Below are 21,485 nucleotides of genomic sequence, written 5' to 3' on the forward strand. Positions count from 1 at the left end.
AGTGGATATTTGAAACGAAAACAGCCGAAAACCTGTGTTGGGGTTTCGGCTGTCGGGGGGAAAGGAATTTTGTAAAGGTCTCAGAACATGAAAATGTCGCCAACAACCAAATTGAAGGCGTAACCGTATTCACTAAAATACCGAGAAACTCCATCAAAATCCCTGTTGCCGGCGGCGGCACGTATTCGCCCGATTTTGCCTATATCGTGAAAACCAAAAGCGGCGAGATTCTGAACTTTGTGATTGAAGCCAAGGGGACTGACGGGGCGGAAGATTTGCGAAAAAGCGAAGAGCGGAAAATCAAACATGCCGAAAAGCTGTTTGCCGAGATTTCCAAAGAAATCAAGGTGGTGTTCAAAACGCAGTTTGACGGCGAGAGGATAGCCGAACTGATCGGGCAAAATATGCCCGCAGTCGGGCATTCTGAAAACGGGCGTTAAAGAACAAATGCCCGGAGCGGGGGCCGTCTGCTTCGGGCTTTTAAAATGCCGTCTGAAACGCCAAACGGGCTTCAGACGGCATTTTTGACGGCGGAGGTCTATGCGCCGCAGGTTTTCGGCTTGTTCGCCAGAATGTTGATGACTTTGCGTTCGGCTTTTTGCGGCTTGATTTTGATTTCGCTCTCGTCTTCTTCGCTGCCGTCTGAAAAACGTTCGGGCATTTTTTCACTGTCAAACGCCAAATCGCCGCCGTGTTTCAGGGTTTGACCGCGTTCCAATCCGGCAAAGTCGAAGAGTTCGGTATCGGCAAGGTGGGAAGGGACGACGTTTTGCAGGGCGGAGAACATCGATTCGATGCGGCCGGGGAAGCGTTTGTCCCAATCGCGCAGCATATCGCCGATGACTTGGCGTTGCAGGTTGGGTTGCGAGCCGCAAAGGTTGCACGGGATAATCGGGAACTGTTTTAATTCGGCGTATTTGATTAAGTCTTTTTCTTTCACATAAGCCAAGGGGCGGATGACGATGTGTTCGCCGTTGTCGCTCACCAGCTTGGGCGGCATGGCTTTGAGTTTGCCGCCGTAAAACATATTTAAAAACATGGTGGCAAGGATATCGTCACGGTGGTGTCCTAAGGCGATTTTGGTGCAGCCCAATTCTTTTGCGGTGCGGTAGAGGATGCCGCGGCGTAGGCGGCTGCACAGCGAACAAGTCGTTTTGCCTTCGTCCAACACGCGTTTGACGGTGGAGTAGGTGTCTTCTTCGACGATTTTGTACGGCACGCCTATGCTTTCGAGATAGGTCGGCAATACTTCTTCGGGGAAACCCGGCTGCTTTTGGTCGAGATTGACGGCAACCAGTTCGAAATCAATCGGCGCGCTGGCTTGGAGCTGGCGCAGGATGTCTAACAGGGCGTAGCTGTCTTTGCCGCCGGAGAGGCAGACCATGATTTTGTCGCTCGGCTCGATCATGTTGAAATCGTTAATGGCATCGCCGACGGCGTGGCGCAGGCGTTTGCTGAGTTTGTTGTTTTCCAGTTCTTGTTTGGTTTTTTTGGACATGGTGGTGGTTTGAAAAATTAGGGATGCGGCATTGTAACCGAAAACAGGGGCGGTTTTAAAATGCCGTCTGAAAAGGTTCAGACGGCATTAGAGGGATTATTCTGCATTTTCGGTTTTTTTGAGTGTATTATTTCAGCCCTTTAAGTCGTTGATTCTAGGTTGATATGATCTCAATATACTCTTTGTATTCTAAGGGGATAGGTAGATTAAACACCAAATCCTTTAGAGGGTCTACATTTCTCCCCATTTTGTAACACAAATATAGCCGTTCATTAAGCTCAGCATAGATTCGTACATTCCTCAATTCATAGCTATTAATCGTTTCTAAATCGTCTCTATTTATTGACGCAATGATATCTCGTTCATTGTATTTCCCCGAGGAAGTATCTACTTCAAAGAGTCTGCCCCCACCATCTCCTATGATAAGAATTTTCTTTTCGTTTGGTGTTCCTTCCCAGAGCGTAATCCATCTACTTCCCATACCTAAGGGGTCTATCTTACGCTTTGGAGAGATATAGTTCTCAATCCCCTTAATATTCTGCCTGAAGATATTGCTGCTTTTAATGAATTGACGAGCAACAGTGGCGCAGAAAAGAATAGGAACTTGGGTTAAGTCCACATCATCCCAATTGTTATCAGTGTTAAATAGATTGAAAAACAGGAGTTCAGCCTTCCCTATCATCTGAGCGAGCACATACACCCTAGTTTCTCTTGATTCATCCTTTCGTTTAGTCTCAATGCTGATAACTTGATTATTCCTCCACCTTATTTCTGTCATATTTCTCATCTAAAGAAGGGATGAACCGCTTTGAAGATACCGCCGTTTGGGACGGTCAGTTCTTTTTGTGCGGCGGAGAATTTAATCACGGCAAGGGCGGTAAAGTTTTCCGAATCTTGAACGCTGTCGAGTACGATGCCGGCTTCTTCGCCATCCGCCGTCAGCAGGATGCCCGCTTCGGCTGCCGAATTTCCCGACAATACCGCCAAGCCGCGTTTGACCTGACCGCGATACTGGGCACGGGCAATGATTTCCTGTCCCGGATAGCAGCCTTTTTTGAAGTGTACGCCGCCGATGATGTGCTGGTTGAGCATTTGGGCAACGGCAGTTTCTTTGGTAGCCGCGCATATCCACGGATAACCGCTGAGAATTTCGTGCAGCCGCCACGCGCTTTCGGCGGCGGCATCATAAGGCGGCAGGGCGTTTTTGGGGGCAATGTGTAAAATGCCCCGATGGGGCAGGACGACGGTGCAGATGCCGTCTGAAACGCATTCGGCGGTAAAGGCAAGGCAGGGTTCTTGCGCGGCAAGCGGTTCGGTGGATGCTTCCAATTCCGCGCCGACGGCGTAATCTTCAAGGATTTCAAAAACGGCTTTGGCGCGCAACACAAACATCCTCAGGCGTTTGACCGTTGCTTCAAGCAGGTCTTGCGCCATAATCAGCAGCAAATCATCTCCACGGTTGACGACAATCATATTGGCGATGACGCGGCCTTTGGGTGTGTTGTAAGTCGCATAACACGCCTGCCCGGTCTGAAGATTATTGATGTCGTTGGAAAGCTGTCCGTGCAGGAAGGTTTGGCGGTCTTCGCCGCTGACGCGCGCCACGCCGAAAAAGGGCAGTAAAGTTTTCATCATTTGCGTACTCTGAAATATAAAGGAAATCTGTTTATGCAGTTGCCGCGTCTTTCTTCACGGCGGTTATTTTGATTTCGACGCGCCACTCCGGACGGGCGAGCCGCGCTTCCACGCAGGCGCGGGCGGGCGTTCTGCCGGCGGCAACCCAAGCGTCCCACACACCGTTCATTTCCGCGTAGTCGTCCATATCGCGCAGATAGATGACCGCATCCAAAACGTGTGCCTTGTCCGAGCCGCATTCCGCCAGCCAGCGGTCGATTTGGGCAAGTACGTCGGCAGTCTGTTCGGCAGCCGTTTCACCGTTTTCGGGAACCATGCCGGAGAGGAAAATCAAACCGCCCGCGCAAACCGCTTCGGAATAGCGGGGCGTAGTGCCGAAATATCGGATATCCATCACGTCGTCCTTTCACAAAGGGGATATATGGTAACATTGCGTTTGACCGATTTCCATGTTTTGCATGACGAAAAATGAGTAAACACACTTATCCGATAACACCTGCCGTACGCGTTTTGCGTGAAAACGGCATCGAGTTTGAACCTTTTGTTTATCTTTACGAGGAACACGGCGGCACGGCGCAGTTTGCGCGCCTGTTCGGCAAAGACGAACACTTGGTCATTAAAACCATTGTTTTGCAAGATGAAAACGGTAAGGGGCTGATTGTCTTGATGCACGGCGACAAGCAGATTTCAACCCGCAATCTGGCGCGGCATTTGGGTGCGAAACACATCGAACCCGCCACGCCCGCACAGGCAAACAAGTGGACGGGCTATCTGGTCGGCGGCACAACACCGTTCGGCATCCGGACAAAGTTGGATATTTACGTCGAACAGTCGGTGATGGATTTGGAAACCATCTATATCAACGGCGGAAAACGCGGGTTCATTATCGGCATCCGTCCCGGAGATTTAAATATTTTGAACCCGAAAACAATACAGGCAGCGGTTTGACAGGGAAGTATAAGGAGCAGTATGGACAAAGATTTGTATGCCGTATTGGGCGTGTCGCCGCAGGCGGGGGCGGACGAAATCAAACGCGCCTACCGCAAGCTGGCGATGAAATACCATCCCGACCGCAATCCGGGCAATCCGCAGGCGGAAGAAAAGTTCAAAGAAATCCAACGGGCTTACGATACGCTTTCCGACCTGTCGAAACGGATGCAATACGACGCGTCCTTCAGACGGCATGAGGAACGCGGGCGGCAGGAAGAGGCATTCCGCCGCGAACAGGCGCGCAGGGAGCAGTTTTACCGCGAACAGATGCGCCGCGAACAGGCGTTCAGACAGGCGTTTGAACGGCAGGCCTCACGTTCGCGCCATGCTTACGAACCGTCTGGCGGCGGAAGCGGGCGCAACTATGTCCTCGCCGCCTACATCCTGTTCGGTTTGGGTGCAATCATGCAGTTCATGCCCATAGTCGGCGTGATTCTCGCCTATATGAAACGGAACAGTTTGGACAGCATTGTCTATGCCACACATACCGAATACCTGATTAAAACCTTTTGGCGCACATTTTGGCTTTATCTTTTGGGCGCGCTGACTGCCCTTTTGGGTATCGGCGTGCTGATTATTATTGCAACGAACGTCTGGTATTTCTACCGCATCATCGTCGGCTTTATCCGCTTCAACAGCGGCAGGGCGGTTGCACCCGAGAAATGGATATAGTATGGCTTACCTGTTAATCAGCATCGTGTTCAGCGTGTCGGTTTCCATTTTGCTGAAAATGGCAAGGAAGAAAAAAATCGACATCGCGCAGGCGGTTGCCGTCAATTATGTGGTCGCGGTCATACTGACTTTGCTGGTATTGAAGCCGGATGTCGGCAATATCGGCGCATTTTTGCCGACGTGGTGGCTGTTTGCCGCATTAGGCGTGTTGCTGCCGTCTGTATTCGTCGTCATGGGTAAATCCGTAGAAGCCGCCGGTATCGTCAAATCCGACGCGGCGCAGCGTTTGTCGCTGTTTTTGCCGATTGTTGCCGCCTTGACGCTGTTTGGCGAAAAACTCAGTGAAGGCAAACTGATCGGGCTGTGCCTCGCCTTTGCCGCACTGTTCTGCCTGCTTTGGAAACACGGCGGCGGCAAAAAATCAGGCAGCGGGTGGCGGCAGGCGGCCTTGCTGCTGGGCGTGTGGGCAGGTTACGGCACTATCGATATCTTGTTTAAGCAGCTTGCCAAAAGCGGCACGGCATTTTCAGGCAACCTGCTGGTTGCATTTGCGCTGGCGGGTGTGCTGATGTTTGCCTGCCTGTTTGCCAAATCGGTCAGATGGCGCGTTGAGAGTGTGGTCGGCGGCATACTCTTGGGCGGTTTGAACTTCATGAACATCGTAACCTACATCACCGCGCACCAAATGATGAAGGACAATCCCACGCTGGTTTTTGCCGGTATGAATATCGGCGTGATTGTTTTGGGTACGCTTTCGGGCGCATTGTTTTTTAAGGAAAAAATCAGCACAATCAATACGGCGGGAATCGTGTTGGCACTGTGTTCCATCGCCTGCCTGTTTTATTGGGCAGAGGTCAAGGCACTGTTCGGCATATAATCCGGCTGATTGATATAACAAAATGCCGTCTGAAGCAGCATTCCTGCCTCAGACGGCATTCTTCTGTAACCTTACAGATGAGGATTCATCAGGTTCTCGGGAGAGAGGATGCGGTTGAGTTCTTCTTCGCTCAACAGTCCGCGTTCCAAAACAACCTCGCGCACGCCTTTGCCGGTTTGGGCGCAGATTTTGCCGACCAAATCGCCGTTGTGGTGTCCGATATACGGATTCAGATAAGTCACCAAACCGATGGAGTTGAAAACGTAACGTTCGCAGATTTCGCGGTTGACCGTAATGCCTTTGACGCATTTGTCGGACAGGTTGACTGCGGCATTGCCCAAGAGGGAAATGGTTTCAAACATACATTGGGCGATGACCGGTTCCATAACGTTCAGTTGAAGCTGACCTGCTTCGGCGGCGAAAGTGATGGTGGTGTCGTTGCCGATGACTTTGAAGCAGACTTGGTTGACGACTTCGGGAATCACGGGATTGACTTTGGCAGGCATAATGGAAGAACCGGCCTGCAATTCAGGCAGGTTAATTTCTTTCAAACCGGCGCGCGGACCGGAAGAGAGCAGGCGCAAGTCATTACAGATTTTGGAGAGTTTGACGGCTGTGCGTTTCAATGCGCCGTGTACCATCACATATGCGCCGCAGTCGGAGGTCGCTTCGATCAGGTTTTCAGTCAGTTTGCAAGGCAGGCCGCTGACTTCGGAGAGTTTCTCAACGACCAAAGCCGCATAGCCTTTAGGCGTATTCACGCCTGTACCGATGGCGGTTGCGCCCAAATTGACTTCCAAAAGCAGTTGGCGGGTACGGTCGAGGTTGAGGATTTCTTCTTCCAACAACACTTGGAAAGATTGGAATTCTTGTCCGGCAGTCATCGGTACGGCATCTTGAAGCTGGGTGCGGCCCATTTTCAAAACATCTTTAAATTCTTCGGCTTTGGCGGCAAAGGCATTTTTCAATACGGTCAGTTTTTCCAGCAATTCGCCAATGCTGTAATACACGGCAAGGCGGAAGCCCGTAGGATAGGCATCGTTGGTGGATTGGCTGGCGTTGACGTGATCCATCGGATTGACGATGTCGTAGCGGCCTTTCTCATATCCCAAGGCTTCCAATGCAAGGTTGGCGATGACTTCGTTGGTATTCATGTTGACCGAAGTGCCGGCGCCGCCCTGATAAACGTCGGACGGGAATTGGTCGAGGCAGCGGCCTTTGAGCAACACTTCGTCGCAAGCCTTTTCAATGGCGGCCGCGATTTCCGGCTTGATGGCACCCAATTCGCCGTTTGCCTGCGCGGTCGCTTTTTTGACCATCACCATACTGCGGACAAACTGCGGCACGTCGGAAATTTTTTGTGTGGAAATTTTAAAGTTTTCAATGGCGCGCAGGGTGTGGATGCCCCAATATACTTCGGCGGGAATCTCGCGGTCGCCCAATAAGTCGTGTTCGGTACGGACAGTCATGTTTTTACCTTTGTAAGTTGGATAATTAATATTGAAAAAATGCGTCATCGGAAAGATGCCGCAGCAGGACGAACACTATACCAGTTGGGCGGTATTGTCTATGGTGTTTTCAAGAACAATGCCGTCTGAACGCAGAAGTGCCGCGTCTTAAGGATGCTGCTCCGGCAGGTCTGCCAGCGTTTTCCGCGCCAGCGTCGCACCGAGGTTATGGCGGTGCAGCCCCAAAACGATGCCCGTCCACACACCGCGTCCGCTCGTGCCGATCAGCAGCGCAACGCCTCCGGTCAGCCATTGGTAGAGGGAATGCGGAAGCACATGGACGGAATATGCCGCATCATGCCTACCGCGATAACGGACACGCCCGAACGCACCATAAACAACCAGTTCCTTATCATCGATATAAACCGATTTGCACGTCGTCAGCGCATACCACCAACGCTCCATGCGCCACATCCAAAACACGGCAAAACCCGCCGTCAAGACGCTGTAAACCGAATCGGATACGGGAGGAACACCCCATTCGAGCAACTGGTTTCCGCCGCCTATCCAAAGCAGCAGACCGAAAAACAGCGCAAGCAGCGGCTGAAACAACCTGCCGCGCAGAACGGAATGCCGGAACAGCAGCCCTTCGCCCGCAACAGAAACCCCGAACGGCAAATCACGTTTTAAGGTTCTGATGTATTCAGAAAGGTTGGTCGGATTGGAATGCGGTGCAGCCATATCGGTTTTCGGTTTGCAGCATGTGGAACAATGCCGTTTGAAGGGATACACCTTTTGAGTCCTTACAGGCTTAGGAAGAGGGTAAAACATACCGCAAAACATACCACAAAAAACGGTAACGGATAGTTGTAAACGGTTGATGACGATTATAGGCAATAACGGATTTTCCCAATGAAATTATTGTTTGAATAATGAAAAATCCCAAACTGTAAAAGTTTGGGATTTGTATTTGGCAGAGAGGAAGGGATTCGAACCCTCGATACGCTATTCACGTATACACGCTTTCCAGGCGTGCGACTTAAACCACTCATCCACCTCTCTAATGGCGGAAATTATCCCAATCGGGATAATTTGTTATTTGGTGCCCAGGAGAAGACTCGAACTTCCACACCCGTGAGGATACTAGCACCTGAAGCTAGCGCGTCTACCAATTCCGCCACCTGGGCAATCTAAATATTGAAATAAAGCAAAGTATTTGATTTGGTGCCCGGGAGAAGACTCGAACTTCCACACCCGTGAGGATACCAGCACCTGAAGCTGACGCGTCTACCAATTCCGCCACCCGGGCTTTGCTTTATTTGCTGTTTTGCGGTACAGTGTCCTGCCGCAAAGAAGTCGCTATTATATAGTTCATAAAGAGAATGTCAACAGTCAAAATGAATAAAAATATTAAATCTTTAAATTTACGGGAAAAAGACCCGTTTTTAAGTCGTGAAAAACAGCGTTATGAACATCCTTTGCCCAGTCGGGAATGGATAATCGAATTGTTGGAGCGCAAAGGTGTGCCTTCAAAAATCGAATCGCTCGCACGCGAGCTGTCGATTACGGAAGACGAGTATGTCTTTTTTGAACGCCGTCTGAAAGCGATGGCGCGGGACGGTCAGGTTTTAATCAACCGCCGGGGAGCGGTTTGCGCCGCAGACAAGCTGGATTTGGTCAAATGCCGCGTCGAGGCGCATAAGGACGGTTTCGGCTTCGCCGTACCGCTCATGCCGACGGACGAAGGGGATTTCGTTTTATACGAACGCCAGATGCGTGGTGTCATGCACGGCGACATTGTTACCGTCCGTCCCGCCGGTATCGACCGCAGAGGCCGCCGCGAAGGTACGGTTTTAGATGTGGTGGAGCGTGCGCAGTCTAAAGTGGTCGGCCGTTTTTATATGGATCGCGGCGTGGCCATTTTGGAGGCGGAAGACAAACGCTTGAATCAAAGCATTGTTTTGGAACCTGAAAGCGTAGCGCACTTTAAACCGCAATCCGGTCAAGTCATTGTCGGTGAAATTGAGACTTACCCCGAGCAAAACCGCCCTGCCGTAGCGAAAATCATTGAAGTATTGGGCGATTATGCCGACAGCGGTATGGAAATCGAAATCGCCGTGCGCAAGCACCATTTGCCGCACCAATTTAGCGAAGCGTGTGTCAAAGCTGCGAAGAAAATTCCCGATCATGTGCGTAAAACCGACTTGAAAGGGCGCGTGGACCTACGAGATTTGCCTCTGGTAACCATTGACGGTGAAACTGCGCGGGACTTTGACGATGCGGTTTTTGCCGAAAAAATCGGCCGCAATTACCGTTTGGTGGTGGCGATTGCTGACGTCAGTCATTATGTCCACCCTGATGACGCTATCGACACGGACGCGCAGGAACGCAGTACCAGCGTGTATTTCCCGCGCCGTGTGATTCCAATGCTGCCGGAGAATTTGTCCAACGGAATCTGCTCGCTCAATCCTGATGTCGAGCATTTGTGTATGGTGTGCGATATGGTCGTTACCTATGCGGGCAATATCAAAGAATACCGCTTCTATCCCGCTGTGATGCGCTCTCATGCCCGCCTGACCTACAACCAAGTTTGGAAATGGATTTCAGACGGCATCGACCATCCGCACAAAGCCCAAATCGACACCCTCTATAAACTTTTCAAAATCCTCCAGAAAAAACGCTTCGAACGCGGCGCGGTGGAGTTTGAAAGCATCGAAACCCAAATGCTTTTCGACGACAACGGTAAAATCGAAAAAATCGTCCCCGTCGTCCGCAACGATGCCCACAAGCTGATTGAAGAATGTATGCTGGCGGCGAATGTTTGCGCAGCGGATTTCCTGTTGAAAAACAAGCATACGGCTTTGTTCCGCAACCATTTGGGCCCGACACCCGAAAAACTCGCCACCCTGCGCGAGCAGCTCGGTCTGTTGGGGCTTCAACTTGGCGGCGGCGACAACCCGTCGCCGAAAGACTATGCCGCGCTTGCCGAACAATTCAAAGGCAGACCTGATGCCGAATTACTGCAAGTCATGATGTTGCGCTCCATGCAGCAGGCGGTTTACGAACCGCATTGCGACGGACACTTTGGTCTTGCCTACGAAGCATACACCCACTTCACCTCGCCCATCCGCCGCTATCCCGACCTGACCGTACACCGCGCCATCAAAGCCGTATTGAACCGGCAAACCTACACGCCAAACAAAAGCTGGCAGGCTTTGGGCGTGCATACCTCGTTCTGTGAGCGTCGTGCCGACGACGCCAGCCGCGACGTGGAAAACTGGCTGAAAACCTATTATATGCGCGACAAGGTCGGCGAAGTATTCGAAGGTAAAATCTCAGGAGTGGCAAATTTTGGAATATTTGTCACTTTGGACGATATCCATATCGACGGTCTGGTGCACATCAGCGATTTGGACGAAGACTATTTCAATTTTCGCCCCGAAATTATGGCAATCGAAGGCGAACGCAGCGGCATCCGTTTCAATATGGGGGATAGGGTTACCGTTAAAGTGGCCCGTGCCGATTTGGATACCGGAAAAGTTGACTTGGTCTTGATTGCGGGCGGCACGTCCGGCAGAAAGCATTCCGGAAAAAACAAAATGCCCAATGCAGAACCCAAAAGAAAAAAAGCCAAACCACCCAAGAAGAATACCCCGTCAAACGGCAAATTGGAAAAAGGAGGGAAAGGGCAGAAGGGGAAAAGTAAAAAATCCGTTTCCATCAAAATAAAGAAAGCCAAGAATAACCGCTAATCCGTATCGAGGAAGTTGCCGATGCGGTCGAACTTGACCTTTTCCCAATCCGATTTCCCCATTCTGTTTACGCTTGTGCGCAATGCGGAACGCTATTTTGCCGACGATTCCAACACGTTGTTGATGAAAACCCGTCAGTTTGCCGAGCTGACGGCGAAAACCGTGGCGGCAAACTATGGACTGGCGGAGTCGGAAAACGGTTCGTAGTCGGATCTGCTCAAACAGTTGCACGTTATGGCATTGATTAAGATATGCCGCATCTTTTCCATGACTTGCGTAAGTCCGGCGATACGGCAACGCACGCATTTAATGACGACCGCAAAGCGGCGGTAGAAAGTTTGATGGCGGCGCGGCAGATTGCATTGTGGTTTTGCCGCACTTTCGCCGACGGGCAGGAAGATTTTGTGTCGGAAGCCTTTAATCCTGCCTATTTGCAGACACAAAGTACGCTAGAAAATCCGCCGGTTTCCAACGGAGAAGAGCAACGCCTGTTGAAAGCGCAAGAAGCGGAATTGGCAGCGAAAAGCGAAAAAGAACAACAGGCACCCCGCAACCAATTGGACAAACATTTTGCCCACAGCTGCCAGATACAGAATTTGGATGAAAAATAAACCTGCCTGCTGTTGATTGATGCCCAACTGCGTGAAGCCGGTTGGGAAGCGGATACGGAAAGAAACCTTTGCAAAATTCCCCAAAATCCCCTAAATTCCCACCAAGACATTTAGGGGATTTCTCATGAGCACCTTCTTCCGGCAAACCGCACAAGCCGAGACCTTTGCAAAATTCCTTTCCCTCCCGACAGCCGAAAACCTGTGTTTGGGTTTCGGCTGTCGGGAGGGAAAGGAATTTTGCAAAGACCTCGTTCTATATCCGAATCGTAGAAAATCTCGCCGAAGAGATAGCCGGCGGCAGGCCGGTGCTCCGTATCTTCAAATCTTCCCAAATCTGCTTTTTTCACCGCGCGCGGTTTGCCGTCTTTATCGGTAAATTTGGTCGGATGGATTTTGCTGCCGACAAGCCGGTAATCCAGTTCGAATTTATGGAAGGAATGATGAAGCAAAAACCGGTTGAAGCCGTTTTTGATTTGGGCGATGGTCTGCATATTCAAAAAATCGCCAATGTCCAGTTCGTTGCGGACGCGGTAAAACGCCTGATGCAAAGTCTGCATGCGGATTTTTGCCGTTTGTGCCAGTTTTTCCAGAAACTCACGATAATTCATTGTGTTGAAACGGATAAAATCTTCATCTTCAAAACTGCCTATGCGGCGGGAAAGCATGAGCCCGTTGTTGATATAAGCTTCGTTTACCGCCGTGCGTATGCCAGCCTGCGGGAATTTGGCGGCGTTTTCACGCAAATAGGCGGTAAATAAATCGGCAAATTCGGCTTCATCCTTGATTTTGTACTGCAAAACGGCTTTATGGTGAATCAGCTCCCACAAGGCTTTGAGTTCTTCATATTTGCCTTCGCGCATGATGATGGTGTCTTTGCCTTCGTCTTTGGCGTTGCTGACTTTGCCTTTGTCCAAACCTTTGGGGAAGGCTTCGGGATAGGCGGCTTTTAATTTGTCATAGCCGCCTTCGGTAAAGTTTTCATTGTCGTCAATGATGCCGTCTGAAAACAGTTTGTTTACCAATACCAGCGGTTTGATATCGGGGTATTTTTGCAATATTTTTTGTTTCAGCTCCTCGGTAAACTTTTTGGAGATTTCTTCCTGAAAAGAATTGTCGTTGATTTCGCCGACAAGCTGATTCACAAAGTCTTTTTCGCTGCTGTCGACAAAATAATTCAGTTTGTACGGCACATCGCGCACCCGCGCCATCAGCTCGTTTACCGGCAGGCGCAGACCGCGTCCGACTTCTTGCAGCTTAGAAGTCGTGCTGCCGCTGGAACGCAGTTTGCAAATCTGGAAAACGTTGGGATTGTCCCAGCCTTCGCGCAGCGTCCATTTGGAAAAAATAAAGCGGCGCGGGTTGTTCAAAGACAGCAGTTTTTCCTTATCGTGCAGGATTTCATTGATTTCCTGCTCGATTCTATCGTCGCTGTCTGTATTGTCTTTGGAAAAATAGCCGCCGTGGCAGGCGGATACATTGTCCAACGTCTTTTGCAGGTAATCGCGGTAAAACGGGTCGCTTTCCGTTTCCAGGCGGCGTGCTGCTTCCGCACGGATCCAGCTTTCAAATTTATCTTTCAGACTGCCTGAAAGCTCGTTGCCGCTGCGGTAGCCCGCAATATCGTCAATAAAAAACAGCGTCAGCGGCTTGATTTTGGGCTGTGGCGCGCGTTCTGCCAAAAGTTCGCGTTCCAGCTTGAAATGCTCGGCAACCGCCCTCTGCATCATCGCATCCTGTACCGTTTGCGAATAGGAATAAGGGTTGATGACGGCACCCGTTTTCAACTCCAAGCCGTTGCTTAACACCACCGCGGTTTTATTCATTTTGTCGATTTTCAAATCCGAAATGGCGGGATGGATTTTCGCCAAATCTTCGCCTTTTGCCAGTTTGAACGTCTGCTTTTTGTCCTTTTCGTTTAATTCGAATTTCGCTTCTTTGCCGTCCGACGACACCAGTTTTACCGCTGCATCCATGCCGTCCTGCATTTCTTCCTGAAACACGCGCACGCCTTTGACCAGCCCGTCGTTAAACGCGCCTACTGCCGTCAAACGGTAAAGCAGGTTGTAATATTCATCGTTAAACGTTGCACCGTAGCGCAAAATATATTGCGGTTTTAAGCGTTTGATATTGCCCCACGTTTTCGCGCTCTCCCGGGTCGGGAATTTATGCGGTTCGTCCACAATCACAAACGGGCGCACGGCGGCCAATGCATCAACGGGATTGTCAAACAAATCTTTCAATGCCTTGTCGCCCGTATCGGTCATAGACGGCGAATTAACCATGCCCGCGTTAATCAGCAGCACATGGATTTCCTTTTTGTTTTCCGCTTTGACAAATTGCTCGATCGTTATGGGCGCATTGGACTTTTTGCCCTTATTCTTTTTCGCGCTTTCCACCACATAGGTTTTCAGGCGCACGCCTTCATAATCGCCGCCGAAATCCTGTTCAAAATGCTCTGCCAAAGCCTTGCTTTGCAAAAACTGCCGCGTTCCCGCCTTAATGGACAAAGTCGGCACGACCACGATAAATTTGAACACGCCCAGCCAACGGTGCAGCTCGAACATGGTTTGTGTGTAGGTATAGGTTTTGCCCGTGCCCGTTTCCATGGAAATATCAAGGATATTTTGGTCGTCCGAACGGTCGGGGAATCGGCCGCCTATGCCGTTTTGGGTTTGCACTTTCAAGATATTGTCTGCGTATTGTTTTGCAGCAAACAAAAGTTCGGGATTTTCGTCTGCCGCCCGATATTTGGGCGTTGCCCCGTCAAACACGCCCAAAACCGCCGAAACCGCCCGCATTTGGTGCGGCTGGTTTTTCTCGTAATTAAAACCGCCCATAAACTTTCTCCGTCAAACCCTGATAACCACATTCAACTCAATCTCTTTTTTATTGGTATAACCGCGAACCGCCTGGTCAAGTTCGTGCTGCATGGCGCTTGCCATATTGCTGCCGAATACAATCACGCGGTTGGGATTGAAATCCGCATCGTCGTCCAGCTTGCGGATAAACGCCAACAAATCGGCGGAAGTAAAACCGGCATTCATCAGATACAGCCGTTTTTCGCACAGATACGCCGTATAACTGCCCAAGCGCACAGGCTCAACCGGCGTGGTCAGTGCCGCCCCGTCATACAGCGTCCAGGTGGTCAGAAGCGTTTGCAGCTGTTCTTCGCTTAATTCATCGTTAAGCGGCAAATCCGGTTGGTTGGGCGAAAAATCCTTGTCCGGATGCTGCCTGAAATTGTCTGCCGTTTGAAAGATTTTGAAGCCCGAATCGCCCGTGTAATCGGGATATTCGGCGCGGATTTTGGCGGCGGCTTTTTCTATGCGGGCTTTGGTGATGTCGAAGATGGTCGGGTAGCCTGCCTTATAGGCTTCGGATTTTTCAGCGGTTTTTTCGGGAAGCTGCACACAGATGTAGCGGCGGCTGCCGTTTTGTTCTTCGGCGTTAAGCTGCATCACGGCGTGGGCGGTCGTGCCGCTGCCTGCGAAGAAGTCTAGGATTAGGTCGTCTTCTTTTGTAACACAATCAATAATATATTTGATAATAGAAGTTGGCTTTGGAAAAGAAAAAATCTTTTTCCCAAATAACTTAATAAGTTCTTTATTACCGTCTTCCGTCATTCCAATTTCTTTTGGAAATAATGTAGAAATTGATTTCATTGGTTTTTCTGTGCCAAATTTTTTTATGGATTTGATTTTGTCTTCACTTTCAAAAACACGATATGCAGGAATTGTTATTCTTAAGAAATCATAATCATCTGGGAAAACAATTTTTCCTTTATCATAGTACTCTTGAAAAGTATCTTTTGTTATGCCCCATAATCGATTTGGATTATATGGATATATTTTTTTTGTTCTTGGATCTATTAAATTAAATGCTGAGTTTGGGCGATCTGCTTCAATCTTTTGAGTCGTTAAATCAGACAATCTCCATCTATCATTTGGGAAGTCATCAGTTTTATAATATTTTCTTTCAATTAAATTACCAGCCATAAAATTATTAAACGCATAACAAATTACCCATTCATAATCTTGTGATATACCAAATGGAACATCTGATTTTGCCGTTCTTTTCCGCCAAGGGAAGACAGCAACAAAATTTCCCTCTCCAAACACTTCATCACACAACAACTTCAACTGCGCCGCTTCGTTATCGTCAATCGAGATAAAAATCACGCCGTCGTCCTTTAACAGTTCGCGGGCGACATACAGGCGCGGATACATAAAGGTCAGCCACGCGCTGTGCGAGTTTGAGCCTTTGTCGGTGAAATCTAAAATCCGCGCGGCTTCGTCTTCGTCAATATTGGCCAGGCGGGCAAGTTCGGCGGATGTGAATTTGCGGTTGTCCTGATAGACAAAGCCGTCCGAACCCGTGTTGTACGGCGGGTCGATGTAAATCATCTTCACGCTGTTTGTGTAGGCGTTTTTTAAGTGTTTCAACACTTCCAGATTATCGCCGCAAATGAGCAGGTTTTGGCTGCCTGCATTTTCGGGCTTGGCGTTGTGCGTTTTGTCTTCACTTATCAGGGTTTCGGGCGGCAGGTTGCGAAGCAGGCGGGCATAGGATTTGCCCAGCCAGTTCATTTCGTAAAATTCGCGTCCGATGTCGGTCTGCAGCGCGATTTCGGCTTGGAATTTGTCTATCAGGAAATGCCCGTCTGCGTCAAAACAGGCGGGAAAGAGTTTTTTGAGCTGTTCGAGTTGGGTAGAGTTGGCGGTAATGCCGTCTGAAGTGTAGATTGCCTCGGTGTTCGCCCCGTCTGTGTCAATTAGATCAGGGCTTGGCTTGGCTTGGCTTGGCTTGGCTTGGCTTGGCTTGGCTTGGCTTGGCTTGGCTTGGCTTGGCTTGGCAGCATTTTAAAATCCTCGGTTTGAATTTGTCAATATATAACTGTCTGTTTTAAAATATTTTTTCACTTCAGACGGCGTTTTTTGGGAAACGGGTGCGCCGTCTGAACGTCTGCCGCGTGTTATTACCCGACGACGACGCGGCGGTTTTGACGCGGGCGATTTTGGAAACGGTTAAAGCCTTCAGACGGCATTTTCATTTCCTATGCCGTCTGAAGCGCGTGAACGCTATTCCAATGCGTCTTTGAGCTTTTGTTCGATTAAATCCGCATCAAACGATTTGGCAATCAATTCAAAACGGGAATCGCGCCGCCAAGACACTTGGTTCGCGCCCCACTGCCCGTCTACCCAATTGAGCCACACCCACGTTCCCAATACTTGGAACACGCCTTTGGCGCGGACGAGTCCTTCGGTCATTTTGGTCAAATCATTGAAGAAGTTGGTTAATTTTTCGCCGTCGAAATCGCGTCCGGCGGGGAATGTGAAACCTTGCGACTGGAAGCCCATGGTGTTGTCCGGCAGGGCTTTGAGGCGGTAGCGTGATTTTTCGATGACGGGAATATCAAGCCATTGGATGTCGAGTTGCGCGTTTCGGACTTCGACCACTTTGGCTTTGGGCGGGAACAGTTTTGCCGCTTTGTCGTGAAATTCGGCAAGCTGTTCGGGGGTGCATAAATCGGTTTTGCTGGCGACCAATACGTCGCAGATGCCGATTTGGTCTTTATACAACGCCTGCTGCGCGTAATCGGGGTTGACGAACTGGCGCGGATCGACGACGGTAAAGACGGCGCCGATTTCCAAAAGGCTGTCCAGCGGTTTGGCTTTCAATTCGTCGATGACGCTGGCTGCGTGCGCCAGTCCGCTTGCTTCAATCATCAGGCGGTCGGGCTTGGCGTCGCGCAGCATTTTCTGCACGGTTACGCCCATTTGCGGGCCTGCGGTGCAACACAAACAGCCGCCGGCGATTTCTGCCACAGGGATGCCGTTGTCGCTCAATACCGCGCCGTCAATACCGATTTCGCCGAACTCGTTGACGATGATGACCCATTTTTCGTTCGGCTCTTTTTGCGCCATCAGGCTTTTAAGCGCGGTGGTTTTGCCTGTTCCCAGAAAACCTGAAATCAGGTGGACTTTGGTTTTTTTCATTTCTGACATTTTTTACAGATTCCGGTTAAAACAACGTGTTCTTCTTTCAGCGCAAAGCCGCTTTCGGCAACGCCTGCGCGCAGTGCCGCCCACTCGTGGCTGAGGGTTTGCTCGTCCGCCGTGCCGCATTCGGTGCAGACCAAAATAAACGCGCTGTGGTGCGCTTCGGCTTCTTCGTGGTCGTGGCAATGGTCGTTGCACTCGTGCTGCGCGTGGCTGCACAAAATATAGCCGTTGACCGCCGCCACTTTGTGCAAAACGCCCTGCTCCGCCCAAAAATCAAGGGCGCGGTAGGCGGTAGGCGGCGCAACCGCGCCCTCGCTTTGCTGCTGCATCTGCGACAAGACGTTGTAGGCTTTAATCACGCCGCTTTGCTGCAAGACAATATCCAATACCTGCTCGCGCAAAGCGGTTACCTGCAAGCCTTCGCTGCGTGCCTGATCGATGATTTTCTGTTTGAAGTTTGTTTTCATAAATTTCCTGTTTATGCCGTCTGAACGACCGATACGGCAGGAGGCGGTTTTATAGTGGATTAACAAAAATCAGGACAAGGCGACGAAGCCGCAGACAGTACAAATAGTACGGAACCGATTCACTTGGTGCTTCAGCACCTTAGAGAATCGTTCTCTTTGAGCTAAGGCGAGGCAACGCTGTACTGGTTTTTGTTAATCCACTATATATTTGTGTTTGTATTCAATTACTTTATTTGGAAATCTTTTCCAACAATGCCCGACAGCCCGCATCCGCAAGCCTGTATGTTTCTTCAAAATCGCCCGTGTACCACGGATCGGGGACATGGTCGTAACCGCTTTCGGGTATCAGGTCGGTCAGTTTGAATATTTTTTCCGGCTGCCTGCCGAAGGTTTTTTCCAATTCGGACAAATTATTGCCGTCCATCGCGATGATGTAGTCAAACGCCGCCGCATCGCTTTTCCGTATTTTGCGGCTGGTAAAGCCTGAAGCATCGATACCGTGTTTTTTCAATATTTTCGCCGTCTCGCGGTGCATATCTTCGCCGTCGTGCCAGCCCGATGTCCCCGCGCTGTCCGTTTCAAGGGGAATGCCCGCTTCGGCGGCACGGCGGCGCAAAATGTATTCCGCCATCGGCGAACGGCAGATGTTGCCGAGGCAGACAAAAAGGATTTTCGGTTTTCTCATATCTACGCCCTGTTCCAACGCGATGCCGTCTGAAGCGGAAACCCTTTCAGACTGCATCGGCAGGTCAATCGTATTGTGTACTGAAAAACGGATTGTGCCCTTCCCGTTTCAACGCTTCCGCATAGCTCGGGATGTTTTCCTGTTCGCCCAAGGCATTATGCAGCAGGTAAACGTGTTCCACGCGGCATTCTGCCATTAAATCCAAAAAATTTTGCTGAACAACGGCGATGTTGTCGGTAAAGGAAAGCTGCCACGAAAACACCTGCGGCACGACTTCAAACGCGCCGTCGGTCGCATTAAATCCGAATAAAACCTGTCCGCCCGCCTTTGCAGCAACGACTACGCCGACGCGCGGACTCTGCATCCGCACGGCGCGTATCGCGTTTGCCGCAAAAACATCCATCGCCATACGTTGGCGCGTGTGGCTGCCGTCTGAAAGCGCGCGTACCGGAGAATCCGGGGAAAGCGGATTGGCAAACAGTGTAACGCCTTCCGATGCAAGATTTTCCTGCCATACCTGCATTAAGGGCAGGCCTGCCTGAAGAAGGTTCTGACCCAATGCCGTCTGAACCTTGCCGCTGCCGAAACCCAGCGCATAGACCACATGGACAGATTGTCCTTCAGGCATGACGAGCGGACGTTCCTCAAAACTGCGCAAATGTCTGGCAGCCGCCTCTTCGTTCTGTTTTGCGCGCCACCATATATCGGGGGTAACGGCACTCAAATCGGAAGAATGCACAAGATAAGGCAGCCATTGTGTCTCTTGCGTCAACGCGCGCAGCTGCGGATAGTTTTGCAAACAGGCAAACAATGCCTCCGTCGGCAGCTTCATCTCGATTGCCCGTTCTTTCTTGCAGCCGGACACCAGCACGACCGGCAGGGCGAACCACTGCACTTCGCCTTCTTTCTCGCAATCGAGTACCGCGTTCACACTGGAAAGCAGCGCGGCATAAGTTCCGGCATCGGGCGACATCGTCAGCGCGAGGGAAAGGTTGATATAGTGGTTTTGCTCAAGCATCCCCCTGATTTCGGTTTGAAGTTGGCCGGACGAGAGTTTGCGCGAAGCCTGTGAGGAATTGTGCGCCAACTGGTAGGCATTGAGCAGCAGGTGGTTTTTAATCGGATTTTGGGGATACGGGCGCGTATCGGGCAAGGTAAATGTCTGGTTCATATGTGTCGCGTACCGCTTTTCGCAGTGTGTGTCTTTCCTGTCTGAAAATATATCGGACGGATTGCCGCCGGGACTTGCCCGTCAATCCGCCGAAACGAGAAAATGCCTGTCTGCCAAGTCTGCCAATATTTCTTCCACATACACTTCGGCAGGCGGATGGAATGTCAAACCGTCGGGCGTGGTGCTGACGATGTTCAAGTTTTCGGCAACCGCATCTATCACCGCCTGTTTGGTCGTCGGCTGCGACAATTGCCGCATAATGTACAAGTGCCCGTATCCGAACGAGGGCGTGCTTTCGTTGTAACGGTTGGCAGGCCGGACAAACGCTTCCGCACCGTGTTCCACAAAGGCGGCAACATAGTCTGTAAAGCGTGCAGGTACGTAGGTTTTATGGTCTTCGAAAAATTGTTTGCCCGCATTGTCTGATGAAACAGAAAAACGCCCGAGAATGGTTTGCAATAAAAGCTGGGAATTGATTTTCATGCGGTCGAATTCCAAACCGGGAAACCGGCGGGCAAGATTTGCTGCAACATCTTCCGTTTTAAACGGCTCTCCGGTTTTCATCACATCGCGTATGCCCGAAAGCAGAGTATCGTTTTCATCAAAATCAATCCTTTCCCCTCTTGCCGGGCGGAAATTCAAACTTTCTATCACTTCGACAGCAACTGACTCATCACGCCTGACAGCATCCCCGACTTCCTCACGGCATAAAAGCGAACGACGGAATTGGCGGTCGGATAAAATATCGCTATAAAATTCCTTGGCAATATAATCGCCCCCGGCCAACGCCAGAATCCGCTCCCGCGTATGCTCCGCCATCCAAGAAACAAAAGACACGTGCAAATCGGTATCCCCGATATACGCCAGCCGGTGGCGGTTTGCCCATTCAATGAAGCCGTTGACGTAAATCGGGTCGTTAAACGCCTCCATATATTCGTGTGCGATGTAATAAAAATTATGATTCAATATTTTTTGAATCGCCGGAAGTTTGCCGCCGCCGCCCAAGCCCTTGTCGTTTTCCAAAATTTCCGCCAGCGCCTTGAGCGCGTCCAAGCCTTTCCGCGTCCGTGCTTCCAAGGTTTCTTCAAGCACATCCCTGCCGGCAAAGTACATAATTTCGCGCAACTGCTCCTGCCGTTTCCAGCCGGGGTAAACATTGTATGAAATATAGGCAATGCCGTGTTCGGTCAGGTTGTTCCGGCAAATCGAAAAGATTTTGTCTTTAACTGCGTCAGGCACCCACGACCAAATGCCGTGGACGATGATATAGTCGAACTTCCCGAATGATTCATCGATGGTCAAAATATCTTTTTCTTCCAGGCGAACATTTTTCAAGCCCATTTTTTCAATGATGGCGTTGCCCTGCGCAACCTGCCTGCCGGACAAGTCGATACCGGTAAATTCCGCATCCGGGTAATAAAGTGCCTGCGTGATGATATTGCCGCCCATCGAACAGCCCAGCTCCAAGACCTTGGCATTGGCGGCGGGCGCGGGCTGCAAACCCATCAGGCGGGCGCGTGCCTCCAAATTATTGATGGCTGTTTGAGGGAACGCGCCGGATTCGTACATCAAATCATCATATGAATTTTTGATGTCCGATATTTCCGAAGGTTCCGCCATATGGGAGGCGAGACTGCCGACAACCGTCTGCTGCGCTTTCTTCGCCATAACGGGGTG

The 21,485-nt window shown here is 50.5% G+C and carries 19 protein-coding genes, 3 tRNA genes and 1 pseudogene; 7 read left to right on the forward strand and 16 right to left on the reverse strand.

All coding sequences use genetic code 11. The annotated features are described in order from the left end of the window. A partial coding sequence (locus tag Q9J79_RS09390; protein WP_441338255.1) for a restriction endonuclease occupies positions 1-440 on the forward strand: 440 nt, incomplete at its 5' end. A gap of 98 nt (positions 441-538) precedes the next feature. Here the strand turns inward: Q9J79_RS09390 and ttcA are convergent. The 4 genes from ttcA to Q9J79_RS09410 all read right to left on the reverse strand — a co-directional run bounded on the left by ttcA (position 539) and on the right by Q9J79_RS09410 (position 3,527). Beyond that, entirely contained in the window at positions 539-1,498 is a 960-nt protein-coding gene (gene ttcA, locus Q9J79_RS09395; RefSeq protein WP_301911253.1) for a tRNA 2-thiocytidine(32) synthetase TtcA, read from the reverse strand. A gap of 154 nt (positions 1,499-1,652) precedes the next feature. Continuing rightward, complete coding sequence (locus tag Q9J79_RS09400; RefSeq protein ID WP_013448458.1) at positions 1,653-2,276, reverse strand: DUF8309 domain-containing protein; 624 nt, start codon at positions 2,274-2,276, stop codon at positions 1,653-1,655. 5 nt (positions 2,277-2,281) lie between these two features. Beyond that, positions 2,282-3,130, reverse strand: a complete 849-nt coding sequence (gene ygfZ / locus Q9J79_RS09405) for a CAF17-like 4Fe-4S cluster assembly/insertion protein YgfZ (protein WP_301911267.1) — start codon at positions 3,128-3,130, stop codon at positions 2,282-2,284. Positions 3,131-3,164: 34 nt separating this feature from the next. After that, positions 3,165-3,527 carry a RidA family protein gene (locus tag Q9J79_RS09410; RefSeq protein ID WP_301911254.1) on the reverse strand — a complete coding sequence of 121 codons (363 nt, stop codon included), beginning with the start codon at positions 3,525-3,527 and terminating at the stop codon, positions 3,165-3,167. Between the two features lie 74 nt (positions 3,528-3,601). Here Q9J79_RS09410 and ybaK point away from each other — a divergent pair, with 74 nt between their 5' ends. The 3 genes from ybaK to Q9J79_RS09425 are packed head-to-tail and all read left to right on the forward strand — an operon-like array spanning position 3,602 to position 5,672. Beyond that, a complete protein-coding gene (gene ybaK / locus Q9J79_RS09415) occupies positions 3,602-4,081 on the forward strand; it encodes a Cys-tRNA(Pro) deacylase (protein WP_301911255.1) in 480 nt (159 codons plus the stop codon). A gap of 21 nt (positions 4,082-4,102) precedes the next feature. Next, positions 4,103-4,795 (forward strand): DnaJ domain-containing protein, encoded by a 693-nt coding sequence (locus tag Q9J79_RS09420; protein ID WP_301911256.1) that lies wholly within the window; start codon positions 4,103-4,105, stop codon positions 4,793-4,795. Position 4,796: 1 nt separating this feature from the next. After that, entirely contained in the window at positions 4,797-5,672 is an 876-nt protein-coding gene (locus Q9J79_RS09425) for a DMT family transporter (RefSeq protein ID WP_301911257.1), read from the forward strand. 71 nt (positions 5,673-5,743) lie between these two features. Here Q9J79_RS09425 and aspA read toward each other — a convergent pair whose 3' ends face one another. From aspA to Q9J79_RS09450, 5 genes are all read right to left on the reverse strand, one after another. Continuing rightward, positions 5,744-7,141, reverse strand: coding sequence for an aspartate ammonia-lyase (gene aspA, locus Q9J79_RS09430; RefSeq protein WP_301911258.1), 1,398 nt, complete (start codon positions 7,139-7,141; stop codon positions 5,744-5,746). A 147-nt stretch (positions 7,142-7,288) separates the two neighbouring features. Next, the gene (locus Q9J79_RS09435; protein ID WP_301911259.1) at positions 7,289-7,861 is read right to left on the reverse strand and encodes a hypothetical protein; all 573 of its coding nucleotides are present in this window, start codon (positions 7,859-7,861) and stop codon (positions 7,289-7,291) included. Positions 7,862-8,091: 230 nt separating this feature from the next. Beyond that, positions 8,092-8,182: transfer RNA gene (locus Q9J79_RS09440), tRNA-Ser, on the reverse strand. Positions 8,183-8,220: 38 nt separating this feature from the next. Beyond that, positions 8,221-8,307 (reverse strand) — tRNA-Leu (locus Q9J79_RS09445). A gap of 35 nt (positions 8,308-8,342) precedes the next feature. After that, positions 8,343-8,429, reverse strand: a tRNA-Leu gene (locus tag Q9J79_RS09450). An 88-nt stretch (positions 8,430-8,517) separates the two neighbouring features. Between Q9J79_RS09450 and rnr the strand changes: the two genes are divergently transcribed. Genes rnr through Q9J79_RS09465 form a run of 3 tightly spaced genes read left to right on the forward strand, consistent with a single transcriptional unit; the run spans position 8,518 to position 11,483 of the window. Continuing rightward, on the forward strand, positions 8,518-10,872 hold the full coding sequence (gene rnr, locus Q9J79_RS09455; protein WP_301911260.1) for a ribonuclease R: 2,355 nt from the start codon (positions 8,518-8,520) through the stop codon (positions 10,870-10,872). Between the two features lie 21 nt (positions 10,873-10,893). Further along, on the forward strand, positions 10,894-11,079 hold the full coding sequence (locus tag Q9J79_RS09460; RefSeq protein ID WP_301911261.1) for a hypothetical protein: 186 nt from the start codon (positions 10,894-10,896) through the stop codon (positions 11,077-11,079). A gap of 44 nt (positions 11,080-11,123) precedes the next feature. Then, positions 11,124-11,483 carry a hypothetical protein gene (locus Q9J79_RS09465; RefSeq protein ID WP_301911262.1) on the forward strand — a complete coding sequence of 120 codons (360 nt, stop codon included), beginning with the start codon at positions 11,124-11,126 and terminating at the stop codon, positions 11,481-11,483. Positions 11,484-11,734: 251 nt separating this feature from the next. On the opposite strand, the pseudogene Q9J79_RS09470 reads toward Q9J79_RS09465, so the two are convergent. The 7 genes and pseudogenes from Q9J79_RS09470 to Q9J79_RS09500 all read right to left on the reverse strand — a co-directional run. Then, a pseudogene (locus tag Q9J79_RS09470) lies at positions 11,735-14,320 on the reverse strand (type III restriction-modification system endonuclease); the annotation flags it as partial. Positions 14,321-14,332: 12 nt separating this feature from the next. After that, positions 14,333-16,225: a site-specific DNA-methyltransferase gene (locus tag Q9J79_RS09475; RefSeq protein ID WP_373321221.1), complete on the reverse strand. Its 1,893-nt coding sequence runs from the start codon at positions 16,223-16,225 to the stop codon at positions 14,333-14,335. 336 nt (positions 16,226-16,561) lie between these two features. After that, positions 16,562-17,488 (reverse strand): CobW family GTP-binding protein, encoded by a 927-nt coding sequence (locus Q9J79_RS09480; protein WP_301911263.1) that lies wholly within the window; start codon positions 17,486-17,488, stop codon positions 16,562-16,564. Beyond that, the gene (locus Q9J79_RS09485; RefSeq protein WP_002258597.1) at positions 17,476-17,952 is read right to left on the reverse strand and encodes a Fur family transcriptional regulator; all 477 of its coding nucleotides are present in this window, start codon (positions 17,950-17,952) and stop codon (positions 17,476-17,478) included. Before Q9J79_RS09485 ends, Q9J79_RS09480 begins: the two co-directional genes overlap by 13 nt. 229 nt (positions 17,953-18,181) lie before the next feature. Next, positions 18,182-18,637 carry a low molecular weight protein-tyrosine-phosphatase gene (locus Q9J79_RS09490; protein ID WP_441338256.1) on the reverse strand — a complete coding sequence of 152 codons (456 nt, stop codon included), beginning with the start codon at positions 18,635-18,637 and terminating at the stop codon, positions 18,182-18,184. A gap of 64 nt (positions 18,638-18,701) precedes the next feature. After that, the gene (locus Q9J79_RS09495) at positions 18,702-19,808 is read right to left on the reverse strand and encodes a conjugal transfer protein (RefSeq protein ID WP_301673245.1); all 1,107 of its coding nucleotides are present in this window, start codon (positions 19,806-19,808) and stop codon (positions 18,702-18,704) included. 81 nt (positions 19,809-19,889) lie between these two features. Further along, entirely contained in the window at positions 19,890-21,428 is a 1,539-nt protein-coding gene (locus tag Q9J79_RS09500; RefSeq protein ID WP_301673257.1) for a class I SAM-dependent methyltransferase, read from the reverse strand. Between the last annotated feature and the right edge of the window lie 57 nt (positions 21,429-21,485).

This window comes from Neisseria viridiae (genome assembly GCF_962747995.1).
GTDB lineage: Bacteria > Pseudomonadota > Gammaproteobacteria > Burkholderiales > Neisseriaceae > Neisseria > Neisseria viridiae.